The 18,194-nt window shown below is 71.6% G+C and carries 17 protein-coding genes; 13 read left to right on the top strand and 4 right to left on the bottom strand.

Annotation, left to right across the window (positions count from 1 at the left end; genetic code table 11):
- Positions 1 to 101 precede the first annotated feature (101 nt).
- From ACZ4LX_RS21300 to ACZ4LX_RS21290, 3 genes are all read left to right on the top strand, one after another.
- A complete protein-coding gene (locus ACZ4LX_RS21300) occupies positions 102 to 953 on the top strand; it encodes a helix-turn-helix domain-containing protein (RefSeq protein WP_467646955.1) in 852 nt (283 codons plus the stop codon).
- A complete protein-coding gene (locus ACZ4LX_RS21295; RefSeq protein ID WP_467646902.1) occupies positions 950 to 1,156 on the top strand; it encodes a DUF397 domain-containing protein in 207 nt (68 codons plus the stop codon). Before ACZ4LX_RS21300 ends, ACZ4LX_RS21295 begins: the two co-directional genes overlap by 4 nt.
- Before the next feature lie 111 nt (positions 1,157 to 1,267).
- Complete coding sequence (locus ACZ4LX_RS21290; protein WP_467646897.1) at positions 1,268 to 1,474, top strand: DUF397 domain-containing protein; 207 nt, start codon at positions 1,268 to 1,270, stop codon at positions 1,472 to 1,474.
- A gap of 42 nt (positions 1,475 to 1,516) precedes the next feature.
- On the opposite strand, the gene ACZ4LX_RS21285 is transcribed toward ACZ4LX_RS21290, so the two are convergent.
- From ACZ4LX_RS21285 to ACZ4LX_RS21275, 3 genes are all read right to left on the bottom strand, one after another.
- Positions 1,517 to 1,843, bottom strand: coding sequence for a hypothetical protein (locus ACZ4LX_RS21285; protein WP_467646895.1), 327 nt, complete (start codon positions 1,841 to 1,843; stop codon positions 1,517 to 1,519).
- Between the two features lie 147 nt (positions 1,844 to 1,990).
- A complete protein-coding gene (locus ACZ4LX_RS21280; RefSeq protein ID WP_467646892.1) occupies positions 1,991 to 3,196 on the bottom strand; it encodes an ATP-binding protein in 1,206 nt (401 codons plus the stop codon).
- A 28-nt stretch (positions 3,197 to 3,224) separates the two neighbouring features.
- On the bottom strand, positions 3,225 to 4,544 hold the full coding sequence (locus ACZ4LX_RS21275) for a helix-turn-helix transcriptional regulator (RefSeq protein ID WP_467646888.1): 1,320 nt from the start codon (positions 4,542 to 4,544) through the stop codon (positions 3,225 to 3,227).
- Between the two features lie 366 nt (positions 4,545 to 4,910).
- On the opposite strand from ACZ4LX_RS21275, the gene ACZ4LX_RS21270 reads away from it, so the two are divergent.
- The 6 genes from ACZ4LX_RS21270 (at position 4,911) to ACZ4LX_RS21245 (ending at position 12,001) form a co-directional block, all read left to right on the top strand.
- Positions 4,911 to 6,080, top strand: a complete 1,170-nt coding sequence (locus ACZ4LX_RS21270) for a cytochrome P450 (protein WP_467646885.1) — start codon at positions 4,911 to 4,913, stop codon at positions 6,078 to 6,080.
- A 66-nt stretch (positions 6,081 to 6,146) separates the two neighbouring features.
- Complete coding sequence (locus tag ACZ4LX_RS21265) at positions 6,147 to 7,553, top strand: preATP grasp domain-containing protein (protein WP_467646881.1); 1,407 nt, start codon at positions 6,147 to 6,149, stop codon at positions 7,551 to 7,553.
- A 15-nt stretch (positions 7,554 to 7,568) separates the two neighbouring features.
- Positions 7,569 to 8,534: an aspartyl/asparaginyl beta-hydroxylase domain-containing protein gene (locus tag ACZ4LX_RS21260; protein WP_467646877.1), complete on the top strand. Its 966-nt coding sequence runs from the start codon at positions 7,569 to 7,571 to the stop codon at positions 8,532 to 8,534.
- A gap of 28 nt (positions 8,535 to 8,562) precedes the next feature.
- Complete coding sequence (locus tag ACZ4LX_RS21255; protein WP_467646874.1) at positions 8,563 to 9,714, top strand: glycine amidinotransferase; 1,152 nt, start codon at positions 8,563 to 8,565, stop codon at positions 9,712 to 9,714.
- Positions 9,711 to 11,000, top strand: a complete 1,290-nt coding sequence (locus ACZ4LX_RS21250) for an ATP-grasp domain-containing protein (protein WP_467646870.1) — start codon at positions 9,711 to 9,713, stop codon at positions 10,998 to 11,000. The genes ACZ4LX_RS21255 and ACZ4LX_RS21250 overlap by 4 nt, the downstream gene beginning before the upstream one ends.
- Positions 10,997 to 12,001, top strand: a complete 1,005-nt coding sequence (locus ACZ4LX_RS21245) for a hypothetical protein (RefSeq protein WP_467646867.1) — start codon at positions 10,997 to 10,999, stop codon at positions 11,999 to 12,001. The genes ACZ4LX_RS21250 and ACZ4LX_RS21245 overlap by 4 nt, the downstream gene beginning before the upstream one ends.
- Positions 12,002 to 12,038: 37 nt before the next feature.
- Here ACZ4LX_RS21245 and ACZ4LX_RS21240 read toward each other — a convergent pair whose 3' ends face one another.
- Entirely contained in the window at positions 12,039 to 13,025 is a 987-nt protein-coding gene (locus tag ACZ4LX_RS21240) for a phosphotransferase family protein (RefSeq protein WP_467646864.1), read from the bottom strand.
- A gap of 246 nt (positions 13,026 to 13,271) precedes the next feature.
- Between ACZ4LX_RS21240 and ACZ4LX_RS21235 the strand changes: the two genes are divergently transcribed.
- The 4 genes from ACZ4LX_RS21235 to ACZ4LX_RS21220 all read left to right on the top strand — a co-directional run bounded on the left by ACZ4LX_RS21235 (position 13,272) and on the right by ACZ4LX_RS21220 (position 18,176).
- Positions 13,272 to 14,189 (top strand): hypothetical protein, encoded by a 918-nt coding sequence (locus ACZ4LX_RS21235; RefSeq protein WP_467646861.1) that lies wholly within the window; start codon positions 13,272 to 13,274, stop codon positions 14,187 to 14,189.
- 246 nt (positions 14,190 to 14,435) lie between these two features.
- Positions 14,436 to 16,283 carry a glutamine--fructose-6-phosphate transaminase (isomerizing) gene (glmS, locus tag ACZ4LX_RS21230; RefSeq protein WP_467646857.1) on the top strand — a complete coding sequence of 616 codons (1,848 nt, stop codon included), beginning with the start codon at positions 14,436 to 14,438 and terminating at the stop codon, positions 16,281 to 16,283.
- 28 nt (positions 16,284 to 16,311) lie between these two features.
- On the top strand, positions 16,312 to 16,680 hold the full coding sequence (locus ACZ4LX_RS21225) for a holo-ACP synthase (protein ID WP_467646854.1): 369 nt from the start codon (positions 16,312 to 16,314) through the stop codon (positions 16,678 to 16,680).
- A gap of 29 nt (positions 16,681 to 16,709) precedes the next feature.
- Entirely contained in the window at positions 16,710 to 18,176 is a 1,467-nt protein-coding gene (locus tag ACZ4LX_RS21220) for an NAD(P)H-hydrate dehydratase (protein WP_467646852.1), read from the top strand.
- Positions 18,177 to 18,194: the final 18 nt, after the last annotated feature.

Here is an 18,194-nt window from a genome sequence, read left to right as displayed (position 1 = left end):
AGCATCGACGCGTGTACGGACGGTGACTGTCCAGCGGTTGTACGGACCTGTCCCACGCGTACAGCGGCCGGGTGCCGTTCACGGGTGGAGGAGTGTGGCTCATGGGTGTCAACGACGGTACGGACGGGTCCGAATGGGACGTCGAACCCGAGGACGATTCGGGTGCGGTGATCGCGGCGGTCGGCCGGCAGATCCGGCTCTGGCGCGAGGCGGCGGGGTTACGCGCGGCGGAGTTGGGCGAGATGATCGGGTACGGGGAGAACCTGGTCTACAAGGTGGAGGCCGGGACACGCATTCCGAAGCCGGAGTTCCTGGACCGCACGGACGAGGCGGTGGGTGCGGGCGGCAAGATCTCCGCGATGAAGCGGGATGTGGCGGAGGCACGGTACCCGCGCAAGGTCCGTGATCTTGCGAAGCTGGAAGCGGATGCGGTGGAGCTCGGATCGTATGCCGGTGTCGTCATCGACGGCTTGCTCCAGACGGAGGCGTACGCGCGCGCACTGTACGGAGAACGGCGCCCGGCGTACACGGAGGAGCAGGTCGACCGGCTCGTCTCCGCCCGCATGGCCCGCCAGTCCATCTTCGAGCGCCGGCCCGCACCTCTGTTGACCTTCGTCCAGGAGGAGGCGACGCTTCGACGGCCCACGGGTGGGAATAACGTGTTGCGAGGACAACTCGAACACCTGCTAGAACTGGGCTCGTTGAGGCACGTAGAAATTCAGGTCATGCCGACCGAGACCGAGGAACACGCGGGGTTGGGCGGCCCTCACCGGGTGCTTAAGCTGACTGACGGCACGGCTGTGGGGCTCAATGAGGTCCAGCTCATCAGCCGACTGATCAGTGATCCCAAGGAAGTTCAGATCCTTGAGATGCGGTACGGCATGATCAGGGCACAAGCGCTCACGCCTCGGCTGTCGCGGACCTTCATCGAGAAACTGCTGGGAGAGACATGAGTGCCAAGCCCTCGGCCGGAAGCCCTTCGGACCTGACGTGGTTCAAGAGCAGTTACAGCACCAACGACGGCCCTTCGTGCGTCGAGGTGGCCACCGCCCCCACCACCATCCACGTCCGTGACTCGAAGAACATCCCCGGCCCCGAACTCGGCTTCACCCCGGGTGCCTGGGCCGACTTCGTCTCGTACGCCTCGGTCGGCTGACCGCCTGGGCAGGGTCACCGTGTGTCGAGATGCTGTGCGGCGTGAGGTCGGGGCGCAAGCGCTCGCGCCTCGGCTGCCGCAGACCTTCATCGATGAACTGCTGGGAGTGACATGAGTGCCAAGCATTCGGCCGGAAGCCCTTCGGACCTGACCTGGTTCAAGAGCAGTTACAGCAGCAACGACGGCCCGGCCTGCGTCGAGGTGGCCACCGCCCCCACCACCATCCACGTCCGTGACTCGAAGAACATCCCCGGCCCCGAACTCGGTTTCACCCCGGGTGCCTGGGCCGACTTCGTCTCGTACGCCTCGGCGAACTGAGAAGCGCGCCGGGGTCCGCCGCGACGCCCTCTCCCCGTCCGTTCAGAACCGGCCCAGTGCCAGACCGGCGAAGAAGGGAACGGGGATCAGCGTCGTCATCCCGAGCCAGAGGCGCATCGACCAGCGCTCCTGGCGCGGCATGAGGACATCGACCACGACGATCAGACCCAGGACGACGAGGCCGCTCAGCGCGGCAGCCTGGGCCTGGAAGGCCGCTTGGGTGTATGTGTCCGGGGGGCAGCCATGCCCTCCGGACACGGGGGAGGGGCTCGCACAGTCCTCCGCCAGGTAGCGAGTCAACAGCTCGTGGATGAACACGCCGGGGACGATCGCGCACACCCCGAGGGCGAGATTGGACCCGGCGGCCACCCATGGCCCGCCGCTCCTACGTCTCGTGCGGTCGGAACCCGTGTCGTCGCTGCGCACAGCTGCCCCCTGCTGCTCGGCGTGTACCGGCGTAGATGATCAGGGGCGCCCGCGCGGTTCCGACGGACGGCGGGGTGAGCCCCCGGGGGCTCACCGCCACGCGGCGATGACGTCCTCCGGGCCCCAGTGCGCGGTCAGCCCTTCTGCGGCCGTACCCGTCGGCGGGCGACGGCTGACCGCCATCAGAGCCGCACCGTCCGCTCCCGGCACGTGCTGTGCGGAGGCGACGAGTCCGGCGAGATCCCGTGCCCCGAAGGGCGTCTCGTCGCGCCACTTCACCGACCCCACGAAGGACACGCGGCGCGCCACGGGCTGGGTGTCCGCACCGATGAGGTCGACTTCGGGGTTGTTCTGCCTGTTCCACCATCCCCCGACCTCGGCGGTCTCGGGGAAGAGGCCGTCGGGGACCCGGCGGGCGAGCGACTCCCTGATCACCGGCTCCACCGCGCGGCCCCGCCACGACGGCCAGGAACGCCGAACGCGCGCGGCCGAGAACTCGCCCCGGCCCCTTTCCGCCTGTGCTACCGCGTCTTCCAGATGCGCCAGCCAGAAGCGCAGGTAGGTGTCCGCGATCCGGTAGCGCTTGAGCTTGGGGGCGGCCTGGGTGGACAGCGGGAGGTCGGCGGCCACGATCCGCTTCGCCTCCGTGAGCTCGGTCAGTATCGGAGCGAGTGTGCCGTGTGCCAGGGCGCGCCCGTCGGCGCCTCCCGTATCGGCGGCGATGCCGGAGAACGTCCGCGCGCCGGAGCCGATGGCCCGGAGCACCCGGCCTGCCTGGAGGCGTGCGGGGAACTCCGCCGCGAGAGACCGCTCACCGGTCGTGAGCAGGACCGACGAGGGGTCCTCCAGCTGGCGGTCCAGATATCCGGCGACCGATTCCCCGGTCCGCCAGCCGGTCACGACCTCGGGGAAGCCCCCGGTGACGAGATAGGCGTCGAGCGCCGCCGAGGCATCCAGCCCCGTGGAGTCCTGTACGTCGGCAGGGCTGAGCGGACCCACGGTGTACTGGCCGGCCCGGCCGTAGAACGGATGGTCGTACGAGGTCAGGCGGTCCATCATCGCGAGATCGGAGCCGAGCAGCAGCAGGAGCACCGGCTTGGCGGACAGGTGCATGTCCCACGCCGTCTTGAGCGCCGCGTCGAATCCCGCGTCCGCCTCCGACAGCCAGGGGACTTCGTCCAGTACGAGAATCACCGGTTCGTCAGCGGGAAGGGCGGCCGCGACGGCGGCCAGCGTGCTGACCCAGTCCTCGGGGGCGGCGGCGTGTTCCAGCGCCGCCCCGTTCGAACTTCGCAAGCAGGGGTCGGAGGTCGGTGACGGGGCCTCAGCCGACGGCTCGGAGCCGTTCGAGGAGTTCGTCAACGCCTGCCGTGTGTGCGTACGGTGCGAAGGCCGGTTCGAGTTCGCGCACCATCGTCACGCACCGGGGGGCGTCGATCCGGCCGGCAAGGTCAAGGGAGCGTGTGGCTGTCTCTGCGGCGATGTCGGGTTCGCCGTCGCGGAGGTAGGTCTCGGCCTGGTAGGTCAGGAACACGGATTTGGTCTTGGAACGGGTGACGGGCAGCAGGGCAATGCCCTCGTCCATGAGCCGGTGGGCCTGGCGGCGCTGACCGAGATCGGCGAGGCAACGGCCGCCATCCGCGGCCAGGTCGGCGTGCGAATGCCACGAGCACCAGGCGGGGGCGGGATCGTACGACACGGTGCCCAGCGCCATCTCTGCGGCGGTGAGGGCCCGGAGGCACAGGTCGTTCTCGTTGAGGACGGCGAGGGCGCGGGCCTGGCGAAGGTGGAGGAGGGACCGCGCGGTGGGGTGCTGGGTGCGGGGAATGGCGTGTTCGAGGATGTCGGCGGCGGTGCGGGCATCCCCCAGCCACAGCAGTTGGTACGCCAGGTCGGACAGGATGCCCGCGCCGAGGTCGCGCTGGTGGGCGGCGTGGGCGTTGTGGAGAGCGGCGTGCCAGAAGCGGCCGGCGGAGGTGTGGCGGCGTTCGTCGAAGTGCTGCCAGGCGATGGCCTGCGCGAGGGAGGCGGCCAGGGTGTGCAGCCGCTGCTTGGCGGCTGAGGTGTAGCGGGACTCGCTGATGCACTCGCTGACGGTGCTCAGGTGCGCGTCGAGCAGATGGCGGGTGCGGCGCCTGCGTTCGGTGGCGAGACGGATCAGCTCCGCCCCGCTCTCCTCCAGCCAGTTGAGTATCTCGGTGTCGACTTCACCGGGCACGGCGAAACGTGGGAACCGGCCGGGTTCGGTGACGGCCCACTGGTGGGCCAGCACAGCCAGCGAGGCGCTGGTGTAGGCGAGGAACGACCGGCGGTCCAGGGAGGTCATCAGGGCCTCTCGGAGTGAGGGAACGGCATTGTGCGGGCCGAGGGGCAGTGGCTTGTCCTGGCCAGGGAGCCAGTAGGGCCAGCCGAGATGGGCGACGGCCGCGTAGTCGATGCCGAAGACCTCGGCGATCAGCGGCTGGGATTCGTCTTCGTCGGGGGCGGCGCGGCCGGTCTCCCACTTGGAGACCCGTGACCCCCGGGTGCCCGAGCGCAGGCCACGGCGCTTGGCGGCCTGCCGGATACGGCGGGCCAGCTCCTCCTGTGACCATCCGCGCTCGTTTCTGGCGTGCGCGAGGGGGTGGCGGATTTCGTCGTCCACCCGCCCATTGCACCACCCCCTGCGTGCCTTGGAGAGCCGTTCCGGAAGACCGGGGATAGGGCGGGGATAGGCATTTCCTCTGGGCACCGCGACCGGCGGCCGCTGTACTCGTCGTGTTCCGCCCGGCACCCGTGTGACTGGGCGGAACGCGGTGACGAACCCGTTCCCTACGGCCCTTTATTGCCCGCCGGGCTGCACCTCCCCGCCCGCCGGGCGAGGGCCGGCCGGGGCATTCGCCACCCACAGCACGCCCATCGTCGCCAACGCACAGGGAGGGGCCGCCATGTCGTACGACCACTGAGCCCGAGGAATCCGGGGCGGGCCCGCTGCGGTGGGCCCGCCCTTCCCGCTCTGGAAGGACCCGCGATGCCGTCTGTGACTGACCAGTACGACGCCTTGGACACGGAGACCCTGCGCGACCCGTACCCGCTGCTGGCCGAACTGCGGATGCGTGAGCCGGTGTTCTGGCACGCGGGCATGGACTCGTGGGCACTGACCCGGTACGCGGACAGTGTGCGGGTGCTGCGCGACCACGAGAGCTTCGCCCGTGACCCGCGGCGCACCGGCGGCACGGTGCCCGAGCCGTCCTTGAGCGTGCAGACGCTCGATCCGCCGCAGCAGAACCGGGTCCGTTCCCTGTTCATGAGCGCGCTGCGCGCCCAGGACCTGACCGCAGTCGAGGACCGTGCCCGCATCCTGGTGCGGGAGCGGCTCGAACAGCTGGCTGGCGGGGGCCCGTTCAACGTGGTGGCCGAGATCGCGGTGCCGCTGTCCGTCGCGGTCGTGGCCCATCTGCTGGGTGTTGAGCCCCCGCCGTACGGGGAGTTCGCCGCGGTGTCGGACGCGATTATGCGGAGCATGGACGGCGGCCTCAACCCGGCGCTCGTGGAGCCGGGCCGGATCGCCCGCCAGCAGCTGAGTGACCTGGTCGACTCGTGGTTCGCGTCCTCGGCCCGGCCCGGCCTGCTGGCCCGAGTGCGGCAGGCTGCTGAGCCCGCCGCCGACGCGCTCACCCGGCTCTATGTGAAGAACACGGCGCGAGTGATGTTCCAGGGCGGATACAGCACGATGGCGGCCGCCGTCGGCAACTCCGTGCACACCCTCCTCGCCCACCCGGGAACCCTGGGCCGGATGCAGGACCCGGCGCTGCTGGCCACGGGGGTGGACGAGCTGGTGCGCTTCGACGGGCCGGTGCAGGGCACCACCCGTACAGCGGTGCGCTCGTGCCGGATCGGCGGCGTCGACATCACCCCGGGGCAGAAGGTCGTCCCCCTGTTCGCGGCGGCCAACCGCGACCCGGCCGCCTTCACGCAGGCCGACGAGCTGGTGCTGGACCGCACCCCGAACCGCCACCTCGGCTACGGCTGGGGGCCGCACTCCTGCATCGGCACGACCGTCGCCCAGGCAGGGCTGCGCGCTCTGGTCACGACCCTGAACGACCACCCCGCCCACCTGGCCGCTGCCGGCGAGGGCGTACGGCGCCGCACGGCGACCATGCGGGCCTTCGACACCCTGCCCGCCGCCCTTCTCCCCTGATCCCGTCCGCCCCGGTGCCGCACACAGCTCGGCCGGGTGCCCGCCCACGTCTTGAAGGAGTCCGCTGTGCGCATCCTCATCGGCAACCACATCGATCCGTCCATCCGCGAACGCGGCGACATGCGGGCCTGGACGCAACGCGCGTTGTGGTTCGCCCGCCCCGGTGACCTGCTCGTCCTGTCCTGCGAACCGGACGCGGCATTCGTCGACTACGCACTGGCCCACACCGGCGTGAAGCGCGAGGAATTGACCGTGCTGGCCGCCCCGGCCGGAGCCTGGGGCGAGAAGCTGCTCGATCCCGCCTCCCTGACCGCGCCAGCGTTCGTCGAACAGGTACGGGCCGCGCTCGGCCCGACCGGGGCCGGCGCGGTCAGCGAGGTGTTCGCTCTGTGGCCGTCAGCCGCCGTGGCGCGGCTCGCCGACGCCCTGGGCGTGCCCGATTGCTTCCCCGGCGCGGCCTTCTTCGGGCAGGGCGGTGGGGAGATCGGGAACAACAAAGCGAACTTCCGGGCCCTGGCGGCGGCGGCCGGGGTGCCGATCCTGCCGGGCCGCATCTGCCGCAGCCTCGCCGAAGCGACCGAAGCGACCGGCGTGCTACTGAAGGACTCCGGGTCTGGGGCCGTCGTGGTCAAGCAGGCCCACAACGGCGCCGGGGTCGGAAACCAGCTGCTCGTACGCGAGCCGGAGATGGCCGTGGACCATGTCGGGGCCCGGCACCTGCACCACCTGGCCCCGGGCCCGGACGGCATCGCCGCGTACTGGGCAGAGCGGTGGCCGTGGGCAAGCGGGGAAGGCCGGTGGCCGGTCGTCATCGAGGAGTTCGCGCCCGGCGCCGATGCGGTGTACTCCGAGCACTACGCCTCCGGCGCGGGCACCCGGGCCACCGAGACGGGCCGCCTGCTGTACGTCGGACGGCGCCTGAGCCACCAGGTCGTGCCGCTGGACGGCGTCACCGAGCCGGTGCGGGCGGCGCTGCTGGACGGCGGCGCCCGGCTGGCCGAGGCGTACCGGGCACTCGGCTACCGCGGGCACCTGAGCGCGGATGCCCTGGTCCTGCCCGACGGGAGTGCGGTGTTCACCGAGGTCAACGCCCAGGTCTCCGGGTCCTTGCACATCTACCAGTCGATCGCCCACGGCATCGTCGACGTCACGGCCGACCCGGTCCGGCAGGTGGTCGAGTACCACGTCCCGCCCACCTGGGCGGTGCCCTCCTTCACGGCCTTCCTGGCCGCGCTCGACGAGCTGGGCCTGACGTACGACCCGGCCACCCGGACCGGGGTCATCGTGTCGATGCCCGCCATCCCCCTCGCCCCCGGGGAGCCGGTGCAGTTCGTGTTCTGCATCGCCTACGACCCCGCCGAGGGCCACGAGGGCGTCTTCGGCCGGCTCGACGCGCGGTTCGCGAGCGTGCCCGCCTGCACCTACGACGCCAGCCAGCACATCGGCACCGGCGCCGTGTCCTTTTCCTCCTGACCGGGAGCCCCACCCATGACCACCACCTCGCTCACCGAGGCCGCCCAACTCTCCCCCGTCTTCGACTCCGGCCGGCTCGCCGCCGAGCTCGCGGCCGTCACCGCCCACACCTGGAACGTCCAGCGCACCCACACCTACGGCGGGCAGACCGGCTCGGCGGCCGCGATCGACTGGCGGGTCCTGCCCCTGCGCAGTCTCGGCGGCGACCCGGAGCGCACCGACCCCGGCGGCCCCGGTCCGCAGCCGTTCGAGGTGACGCGCTGGCTCGGTCAGCTGCCCTACCTCTCGGAGATCCTGGACTTGGTCCCGGCCCCGCTGAACGCGGTACGGCTGATGGCACTGGGCCCCGGTGCCATCTCGACGGCGCACCGCGACCCCAAGTACCGCCTGGACCGGGGCATCGTGCGCCTGCACATTCCGGTCGTCACCGACCCCGGCGCCGTGCTCATCCTGGACGGCGTCGAACACTGCTGGCAGCCGGGCACCTGCTGGTACGGCGACTTCTCCCGCGAACACCTGGTCCGCAATACCAGCCAGACGGTGACCCGGGTCCACGTCGTGATCGACGCACTTCTCACCGCCGCCCTCGCCGCATGGTTCCCGGGCTCCTGGCAGGAGCGGTTGACCCATGGTGAGGTTCTGTTCAACCGCACCGCCCCGGCCGGGACTCCTGCCTGGCCTGCCGGACTGCCGTACGAGGTACTGCTGCCGTCCGGGTTCGCGGACTTCGACGCCCCCGCCCCGCTGGACGGCTCCCTCATTCCCGCCCGCATCGACCACGCCGGCGACGTTCTCGCTCTCACGGTCGCCGGGCGCACCTTCGCTCTCGTCCCGGTCGGCGGGGGCGAGTTCCGGTTCTCCGGCTGGAGCGAGCAGCGCACCCTCCAGCCGGAGAGTGACGGTGCGGGCCTGACCCTGCGGGTCCGACGGGGCCGCGGCCTCGCCGACCGGCAGGTGACCGCCGCACCCCGCACCCCCTGACCCGCCTCGCGCACCCGAGAGGATTCCCATGCCCCGTCTGAACAGTCACGACGACTTCACCCCGCTCAAGGAGGTCGTCGTCGGATCCGCCGCCAACTACGTCGGCCACGACCGCGACGTCAGCTTCGAGCTGTTCCACCATGAGAACCTGACCGGCTTCCGGTCGGACTGGGCCTATCCGCGCCTGACGAATGCGGCGGCCGGCCACCGGGAGAGCTGGACCATCAAGACCCGGTACGCCGAGGAACTGCACGAGGACGTGGAGGCCCTGGCGGTCGCCCTCGCCGGTCTCGGGGTCACCGTGCACCGGCCGCTGCCCCTGCCCCCGGAGGCGGCCCCGATCGCGGGCCTGGGCTGGGAAGCCGCACCGACCCCGGCGCTGAACATCCGCGACAACACGCTGATCGTCGGCGACGAGATCATCGAGACACCGCCCGCGATCCGTTCCCGCTACCTGGAGACCCGCCTGCTCGCCCCCGTCTTCACCGCCTACTGGCAGGACGGCGCACGGTGGACGACGATGCCCCGCCCCACCCTCACCGACACGTCGTTCGACCTGTCGTACGCGCGGGACACGGCGACCACCCTGGGCGGGCCGACCGAGGCCATCGACGACCCGCAGACGAGCCCGTACGACGTCGGCGTGGAGATGATGCTGGACGGCGCGCAGGTGCTGCGGTTGGGCCGCGACCTGGTCGTCAACATCGCTCAGGAGAACCACGCCCGGGGTGCCGAATGGCTTCAGCGGCACCTCGGCCATGATTACCGCGTCCACCGGGTGTGGCGGATGGCGGACAACCACATCGACAGCATGGTCCTCGCCCTTCGTCCCGGTGTGTTCCTGGCCCGGCACGAAGGCATCAGGGACCTGATGCCCGAGCCGCTGCGCTCGTGGCGCTACATCGTGCCGCCACAGCCGGACCCGGGCGCGTTCCCGGTCTACGACGACTACGAGGACCTGGTCCTCACCAGCCCCTACATCGACCTCAACGTCTTCTCGGTCGACGAGCGAACGGTGCTGGTCAATCAGAAGTGCACCGGCCTGGTCAAGTTGCTGGAGGCCGAGGGCTTCGACGTGGTGCCCGTACGGCACCGGCACCGGCGTCTGTTCGGGGGCGGGTTCCACTGCTTCACCCTGGACATGCACCGCACGGGCGGCTTCGAGGACTACCTGTCATGACTCTCCCAGGCGTGCTGCTGCTGGACGCGGCCGGCCCCGAGGCAGGTGCCCTCGCCACGGCGGCCGCCGCCCGGGGGCACCGGGTCCACGCCGCGACCACCGCCGCGTCGTACGCGGACTACGGGCCGCAGGTGAAGGCTCTCCTGGCCGGCAGGGTCGTCACCGACTTCACCCAGCCCGGCCGGGCCCTCGACGAGGTCGCCGCGTACGCCCGCCACCACGGTGTCGGCGCGGTGCTGACGGTCAACGAATACCTGACCGAACTTGCCGCACACCTCTGCGCCGAGCTGGCGGTGCCTGGCAACGACCCAAGCCGGGCACGGGCGGCCCGCGACAAGGCAGCCATGGCCGAGGCGTTCACGGCGGCCGGGGTGCACGCCCCTCACACGGTCCTCGCCCGGAATGACGCCGAGCTGTGGACCGCCCTGGCGGACCCGCGGGTCGGCTTCCCGTGCATCGTCAAACCGCTCTCCGCAGCGGGTTCCGCTGGTGTCACGGTGGTGACCGGCCCGGGAGGTGCGACCGAAGCCGCCGACGCCGCCCGCGCGGCGGCTGGCATGTACCAGAGCGGTGGCGACCCGCGCGTCCTGGTCCAGGCGTACGCCACCGGGACGGAGCACAGCGTCGAGTCCCTCACCCAGGACGGCACAACGACACACCTCGCCGTGACCCGCAAGCAGGTGACCGGCGGCGCGAAAAGGGTCGAGACGGGGCACAGCCTGCCCGTCTCCCTGCCCCCGGCCATAGAGGCGGCCCTGTGCCGGGAGGTAGAGGCAGCCATCGGCGCGGCCGGTATCCGCAACGGGGCCTCGCATGCCGAGGTCATCATCGGCGGAGACGGGCGGTGCACGGTCATCGAGATCGGCGCCCGTCTCGCCGCCGGACAGATCGGCGTTCTGATCCAGCATTCCTTGGGCATCGACGTGTGGGCGGCGCTGCTCGACGTCGCCTTCGGCCGCCCGCCCGCGATCACCCCGACCGCCCGCGGATACGCGACCGTGCGGTTCGTGACCAGCCCGCACGCCGGACGGCTGGCCGCCCTGAGCGGGTTCCCGAAGACGGGGCCGGGCGTGCCGTTCGTCCGCTGGCGGGCGGCGATCGGCGGCCTCGTCCACGAACCGGACGCCAATGGCCACCGGCTGGCGGCGTTCGTGGTCACCGGAACGGAAGCCGCCGAGGTCGAGGAACGAGCCGACGCGCTGCTGCGAGGCATCCGGGTCGAAGTGGACCCGCACCCCGACAACCCTCGCCCGGCCCCCGACCGCTTGACCAGGGCGAACCGATGAACGGGCCGCCCCTTCCGGAAGGACACGGTTCCCTGACCGCTGCGGCGATCACTACCGTCTGCTTCCCTGTTCCCGCCCTCCTCCTGCGCACCAACGATCCCGCCGCCCAAAGGGCGATCCGGGATTTCGCCGGCCAGCAGGCCGAGACGGCACGCTCCCTTTCCCGGGCCCTGAGCATCGCTCTGCGCTCAGCCCACGACACCCGCGCCCGGGGAGCCGTGTTCACCACAGCGTTCGGGGCGGCGGAGAACTGGAGACACAGGGCAGCGCTCGCCAGCCCGCACAGCACCGGCCGGTACAGCCCCCGCTGGGCGGACCGGTTCCGTACTTCGGTCACGGACGACAACCCCAACATCTTCCGCATCGGGGACCACGCCCGGTTCCGCGACGGCGCTGTATGGGAGCCGGCCACCCGCACCTACCAGGGAGGGAAGGAAACCCCGGCCAGCCGGACGATGCGCCAGTTCGAGGCGCTTGCCGCCGCAAGGTTTCCCCGATCACCGAGTACCGACGTGGTGTGCAACCGCGTTGTCCTGCCCGGCGGCCGTACCGCGGGCGGGACGCGGCTCCTGCGCGGCAGTGCCGCCCGCCGGGCGGCAGCCGAAATGACCGCCCGTATCTCGGCACGGGGTGGGGACGTGTCCCGCGTCGCCACCAGCGGGCACCTGATCTACATCTCCAGCGCGCCCGAGGCAGCCCGCCGGGCGATCTTCCAACAGTCCATGACCCTGCTCGCTCGGGAGCATGCCACCCCAGCCGACGCGCTGACCGCCTGGAGCCAGGCGGCATACCTCCTCTACCAGGCCCCTCGCAAGAAACGAGGTGCCGATGCGACGATCCGCACCTTCCTCGTCGCATCGGGCACACACCTGCTGCCCAGACCGCCCGTGCTCCCGCACGACATCGACCTGCGCGCCTACACCCAGACGTACGATTCGTTCGTCACCGAGTTACGGGCCGCCCAGAGCATCGCCGAAACCACTGCCGGACGGCATGCCTGATCCACCCGCTCGATTGGCTCAGGCAGCAGACGGCCAGTCAGGCCAGGTCGGAGAGCACCTCGGCCAGCGCGCCGTAGCTCTCGTGGACCGCGGCCGCCTTCCCCAGCCGGTGTCGCTCAAGCCGGATCGCGCCCAGGTGCCGGGCTTCATAGACCCTCGCTCGCCACATTCCGTCGGGCGAGCGGTCCAGAGCGCCGTAGGACTGCCAGAACGCGGTCCGCTCGTCCTCCTTGGCCGTCGCCATACGGATGGTCCAGTCGGCCGCCGGGTCACCGAACCACGTGCGGTCGAAGTCCAGCACCCCGGTGATCAACGGTTCAGGGGCCTTCGGGGCCAGCAGCGCGTTGACCGTCCACAGGTCTCCAGTCAGCAGCCTCGGCACGGCGACCTCGTCGAGCACCGTCCGGCCACGCGCGGCGACCTCGGCGGCCTTGCGCACATCGCCCGCGTCCAGACCGACACCCTCCAGATCTGCGGCGATCTCCTCCAGCGACGCGATCACCGCCTCACCCCACGACCCGTACCCCGGACCGCCGACGGGCCCGAAGTGCGGACCGCGCACACCGTGCACGGAGCGGGCAACGGCGCCCATCTGACGGAAGAACACCGGCCACGCCGTACGCGGATACGCGCCCAGGTGCTCCGGGGCCGGGACGCCGTCAAGGTGGGTCTGGATCATCCAGTCCCGGCCGATCACCTCGTGTGACCAGTCCGCGACAAGCACCTGCGGCATCAGCGGCGCGATGACCGCCAGCCACGGCAGGCTCACGAACTCGTTCCGCATCATGTGCCGTTCGCTGCGGAACTGCCGTTCCTCCTCCGGCGCGACCCGCAAGACCACCGGCTGCTCCCGACCGGCCAGATCCACGCGGTAGACGTTGTTGTACATCCCCGTGCCCAACTCAACCGCGGACACCGGCGTGGCGGCGCCTCCGAAGGCCCGTCGGCAGATCTCCCCGATCTCCTTCTCGGTCAGTGACTGCTGGAACGCCTCCGAGGCACGCTCAACCGGCTGGAAGTCCATGCGGATCAGGATGCCCCCTCGGCCAGCGACACGCCTGACGAACGCGCTACACCCCCTCCTCATGCTTGGCCAGACCCTCCCCGAGCCCGGCGCCTCATCCCGGTCAACGATCCACCGCCGCGGCACCCGCAGATGTCCGGTGGCAGCCCCGTTCGGGCGCCTTCTGCCAGGTCCGGCCGCCGTGCCGGGGCGGTTCCCCTGGAACGGCCCGAGGCGGCCGAGCCCCTGGCCGTCGCCGAAGGGCTGTTGACGTTCGAGAGCCGCAGCTGGAAGGCTGTGCCCGCCTCCCTCACCCAGCTCCTCACCTGGGCGTTCGCCAGCAGGATCGTCCCGCACAGTCCGCGGACCCCGACGCAATACCCGCAGCGGCCGCTCGCCAAGGTGTGGACCGCGCCGCAGTACATCACTGCCGAGGACACCCGCCTCGTCGGGGAAGAACGCCGACAGCGCGAGTACGAGACCCGCATGGCCGCGCTACGAGCGGCCCAGGAGAAGAAGCGGGACGAGATCCGGGCCAAGAACGCCATCTCCCGCGCGAAGGCCCTGGCCGAGGCCACGGAGGCCGAGCAAGCCGCCCGCGCCGGCCGGACCGGGAGACTGAGGGAGGTCGCCATCCGCTTCCGCCCCGGCATCGACCGGGCCCTGGCCGAACTCGCCGACGACCACGGCGTCACCGCGACCATGGGCTTCAGCACCGGCAGCCCCCGCTACGCCGGCGGCGTACCCCTCGTCGACGAGAACGGCGTCACCGCCGCCGTCTTCGACCCCGACCCCGGGCGGGTCCGCGGCCACGCCTTCCGGCTCCTGGCCGGCCTCCTCCTGATCTTCCCCAGCCAGATCAGCCAACGGCGCTTCGAGAAAGCCACGAAGCGCGCCAAGCACAAGCCGATCGACGGCTACCAGACCGACTTCGTCGACGCCCCGCCCTCCGGACCCGCCCGATCCCGCCCGCGCATCTCGTCGAGCGCGCACACCTGCACCTGCACGACCCCACAGCTCGTCGCGAGAATCCAGAACGCTGAGTACCCGCCGAGCCCAGCGATCAGATGGCCCCGCTGCCGCCCTCTTCCGGCCCAGTGCCGTGCGTGCGGCGGCAAGTACGAGAAGCCGTGGCGCCGGACCGGCAGCACACTCATCAGCCGGACAAGCCGCCCAGAGAAGTGAAAACCCGCCCAGGAAGCTATTGGCGGGTTACTTGTCACCTGGTTCGCCGCTCGTTAACAGCACCCCAAGTAGGAACGGCTCAAAGTATGAATGGTTCCTACTTTACCGCCCAGGCCTTGGTCCGCCGACGCGCCTCTCCCCGGCGTACTCCTCCCCGACGCCTCCCGCACCTTGTCCTCCCTGACACCTTCCGTGCCTTCTGCGACGATGCGAAGAACAGGGCCGGATGACCAGGAAAGGACCACTATGTGCGGAATCGTGGGTTACGTCGGTGGGCGGTCGGCGCAGGACGTCGTCGTCGCGGGCCTCAAGCGGCTGGAGTACCGGGGGTACGACTCCGCCGGGGTCGCGATCCTCGCCGACGGGGGGCTGGCCGCCGCCAAGAGGGCCGGGAAGCTCGTCAACCTGGAGAAGGTGCTGGCCGAGCGGCCGCTGCCGGCCGGCGGCGCCGGGATCGGGCACACCCGGTGGGCCACCCACGGCGGCCCCACCGACGCCAACGCCCACCCGCACCTCGACAACGCCGGACGGGTGGCCGTCGTCCACAACGGGATCATCGAGAACTTCGCCGCCCTGCGGGCCGAACTCGGCGGCCGTGGTCACGACCTCCTCTCCGAGACCGACACCGAGGCCGTCGCCCATCTCCTCGCCGAGGCGTACGCGCAGAGCGGCGAGCCGGCGGAGGCGATGCGCCAGGTCTGCCGGCGCCTCGAAGGGGCGTTCACCCTCGTCGCCGTGTTCGCGGACGCGCCCGACGTGGTGGTCGGGGCCCGGCGGAACTCGCCGCTCGTCGTCGGGGTGGGGGACGGGGAGGCCTTTCTCGCCTCCGACGTCGCCGCGTTCATCGCCCACACCCGCTCCGCGATCGAGCTCGGCCAGGACCAGGTCGTCGAGCTGCGGCGGGAGGGGGTCGTCGTCACCGGGTTCGACGGGGAGCCCGCCGAGGTGCGCGCGTACCACGTGGACTGGGACGCCTCCGCCGCCGAGAAGGGCGGCTACGCCTCCTTCATGCTCAAGGAGATCGCCGAACAGCCCAAGGCCGTCACCGACACCCTCCTCGGCCGGATCGATCCCGAGGGCACCCTCCACCTCGACGAGGTGCGGATCACGCGCGGGGAGCTGCGCGAGGTCGACAAGGTCGTCATCGTCGCCTGCGGGACCGCGTTCCACGCCGGGATGATCGCCAAGTACGCCATCGAGCACTGGACCCGCATCCCCTGCGAGACCGAGCTGGCCAGCGAGTTCCGCTACCGCGACCCGATCCTGGACCCGCACACCCTCGTCATCGCCATCTCGCAGTCCGGCGAGACGATGGACACCCTGATGGCGCTGCGGCACGCCCGCGAGCAGGGCGCGAAGGTCCTCGCCATCTGCAACACCAACGGCTCGACCATCCCGCGCGAGTCCGACGCCGTGCTCTACACACACGCCGGTCCCGAGGTCGCCGTCGCCTCCACCAAGGCCTTCCTGACCCAGCTCGTCGCCTGCTACCTCGTGGCCCTGTATCTGGGCCAGGTCCGGGGGACCAAGTGGGGCGACGAGATCCGTACCGTCATCCGTCAGCTCTCCGAGATCTCCGTCTCCGTCGACCGGGTGCTGGAGACCATGGAACCGGTGCGGGAGCTGGCGAGGTCGCTGGCCGCGCACGACACCGTGCTCTTCCTCGGCCGGCACGTCGGCTACCCGGTCGCGCTGGAGGGCGCCCTGAAGCTCAAGGAACTCGCGTACATGCACGCCGAGGGGTTCGCCGCCGGGGAGCTCAAGCACGGTCCCATCGCGCTGATCGAGGACGGTCTGCCGGTGGTCGTCGTGGTGCCGTCACCGGCCGGACGCTCCGTGCTGCACGGCAAGATCGTGTCGAACATCCAGGAGATCCGGGCCCGCGGCGCCCTCACCGTCGTCATCGCCGAGGAGGGCGACGAGGAGGTCGTTCCGTACGCCGACCACCTCATCCGGATCCCCGCAACGCCTACGCTGCTTCAGCCGCTGGTCGCGACCGTGCCGTTGCAGGTCTTCGCCTGCGAGCTGGCGACGGCCCGCGGCAACGAGGTGGACCAGCCGCGCAACCTGGCGAAGTCCGTCACCGTGGAGTGAGCCGTGAGCGAGCAGTGAGGGTGTGTACGTGATCATCGGGGTCGGGATCGATGTGGCGGAGATCGAGCGGTTCGACGCGGCGCTGGAGCGCACGCCGCAGTTGGCCCAACGGCTCTTCGTCGAGAGCGAGTTGCTGCTTCCCAGCGGTGAGCGGCGCGGGATCGCCTCGCTGGCCGCCCGGTTCGCCGCCAAGGAGGCCCTGGCCAAGTCGCTCGGCGCGCCCGCCGGGCTGCTGTGGACGGACGCCGAGGTGTACGTGGAGGAGAGCGGGCAGCCCAGGCTGCGGGTCCGGGGCACCGTCGCCGCGCGGGCGGCGGCGCTGGGTGTGCGGCAGTGGCACGTGTCGCTGAGTCATGACGCGGGGGTGGCCTCGGCGGTGGTGATCGCGGAGGGGTAGGGCGGCGGATCCTTGCGTACGTTGGATCCATGCGTACCGCTTACAGCGTCTCCACCGTGCGGGCGGCCGAACAGGCCCTGATGGCGCGGCTCCCCGAGGGCGCGCTCATGCAGCGCGCCGCCGCCGGACTCGCGGCCGCCTGCGCCGACCTTCTGCGGCGCGGCGGCCGCGTCTACGGTTCCCGGGTCGTCCTCCTCGTCGGCAGCGGCGACAACGGCGGCGACGCGCTGTACGCGGGAGCCAGGCTGGCGCGGCGCGGCGCGGGCGTCGTGGCCGTGCGGGTGTCACCCGGCCGGGCCCACGAGCGCGGCACCGCGGCCCTGCTGGCGGCCGGCGGACGGGTGATGGACGGGGGCGACGTCGCCCCGCACCGCGACTGGGGCGGGCACATCGACCTCGTGGTGGACGGCATCACCGGGATCGGCGGGCGCGGCGGACTGCGGCCGGACGCCGCCGCCCTGGTCGCCCACTACGCGGCGCACGGGATCCCCGTCCTCGCCGTCGATCTGCCGAGCGGTGTCGAGGCGGACAGCGGCGAGGTGCGGGGGGCGGCCGTGCGGGCCGACGCCACCGTCACCTTCGGCGCGTACAAACCCGGGCTGCTCGTCGACCCGGCGGCCGGACTGGCCGGGGCCCTGCACCTCGTCGACATCGGACTCGGCGCGGAACTGCCCGAGGTGCCCGACCTGGAGGCGCTCCAGTACGCGGACGTCGCCGCCCTGCTGCCCCTGCCCGCCGCGGAGAGCGACAAGTACCGGCGCGGTGTGGTCGGCATCGTCGCCGGATCGGCGCGCTACCCGGGAGCCGCGGTGCTGGCCGTCTCCGGCGCGCTGCGCGGCGGGGCGGGGGCCGTGCGCTACGTCGGGCCGGGCGGGGACGCGGTGATCGCGCGGCATCCGGAGACGCTGGTCCACACGGGCCCGCCGTCGAAGGCCGGGCGCGTACAGGCGTGGGTGGTCGGGCCGGGGCTCGGCGACGGCACGGACGCCGTCGGGGCGGTCTCCGACGTGCTGGCCACGGACGTCCCCGTACTCGTCGACGCGGACGGGCTGCGGCTGCTGGACGCCGACGTCGTACGGGCCCGCACCGCGCCCACCGTCCTCACCCCGCACGCCGGGGAGGCCGCGGCGCTGCTCGGCGTTCCGCGCGAGGAGGTCGAGGCGGGGCGGCTCGCCGCCGTACGCGAACTCGCCGCCCGGTTCCGTGCCACGGTCCTGCTCAAGGGGTCGACGACCCTGATCGCCACCGACACCCCGCACACCCCCGTGCGGGTCAACCCGACAGGCACCTCCTGGCTGGCCACCGCGGGCAGCGGCGACGTGCTCTCCGGGCTGACCGGCTCGCTGCTGGCCGCGGGCCTCGCCCCGCGCGACGCCGCGTCCGTCGGCGCCCACCTCCACGGCCTGGCCGCCAGGCACGCGTCGGACGGTTCCCCGGTCGCCGCGCAGGACGTCGCCGAGGCCGTCCCGGCGGCGTGGCGGGACGTCCGGGCCTGAGCGATGCTGAGGGCTGTC

The sequence above is a fragment of the Streptomyces sp. NPDC026062 genome (assembly GCF_055568375.1).
The sequence above is the reverse complement of the archived record's forward strand: the minus strand, read 5'-3'. Positions and strand labels throughout refer to the sequence as shown.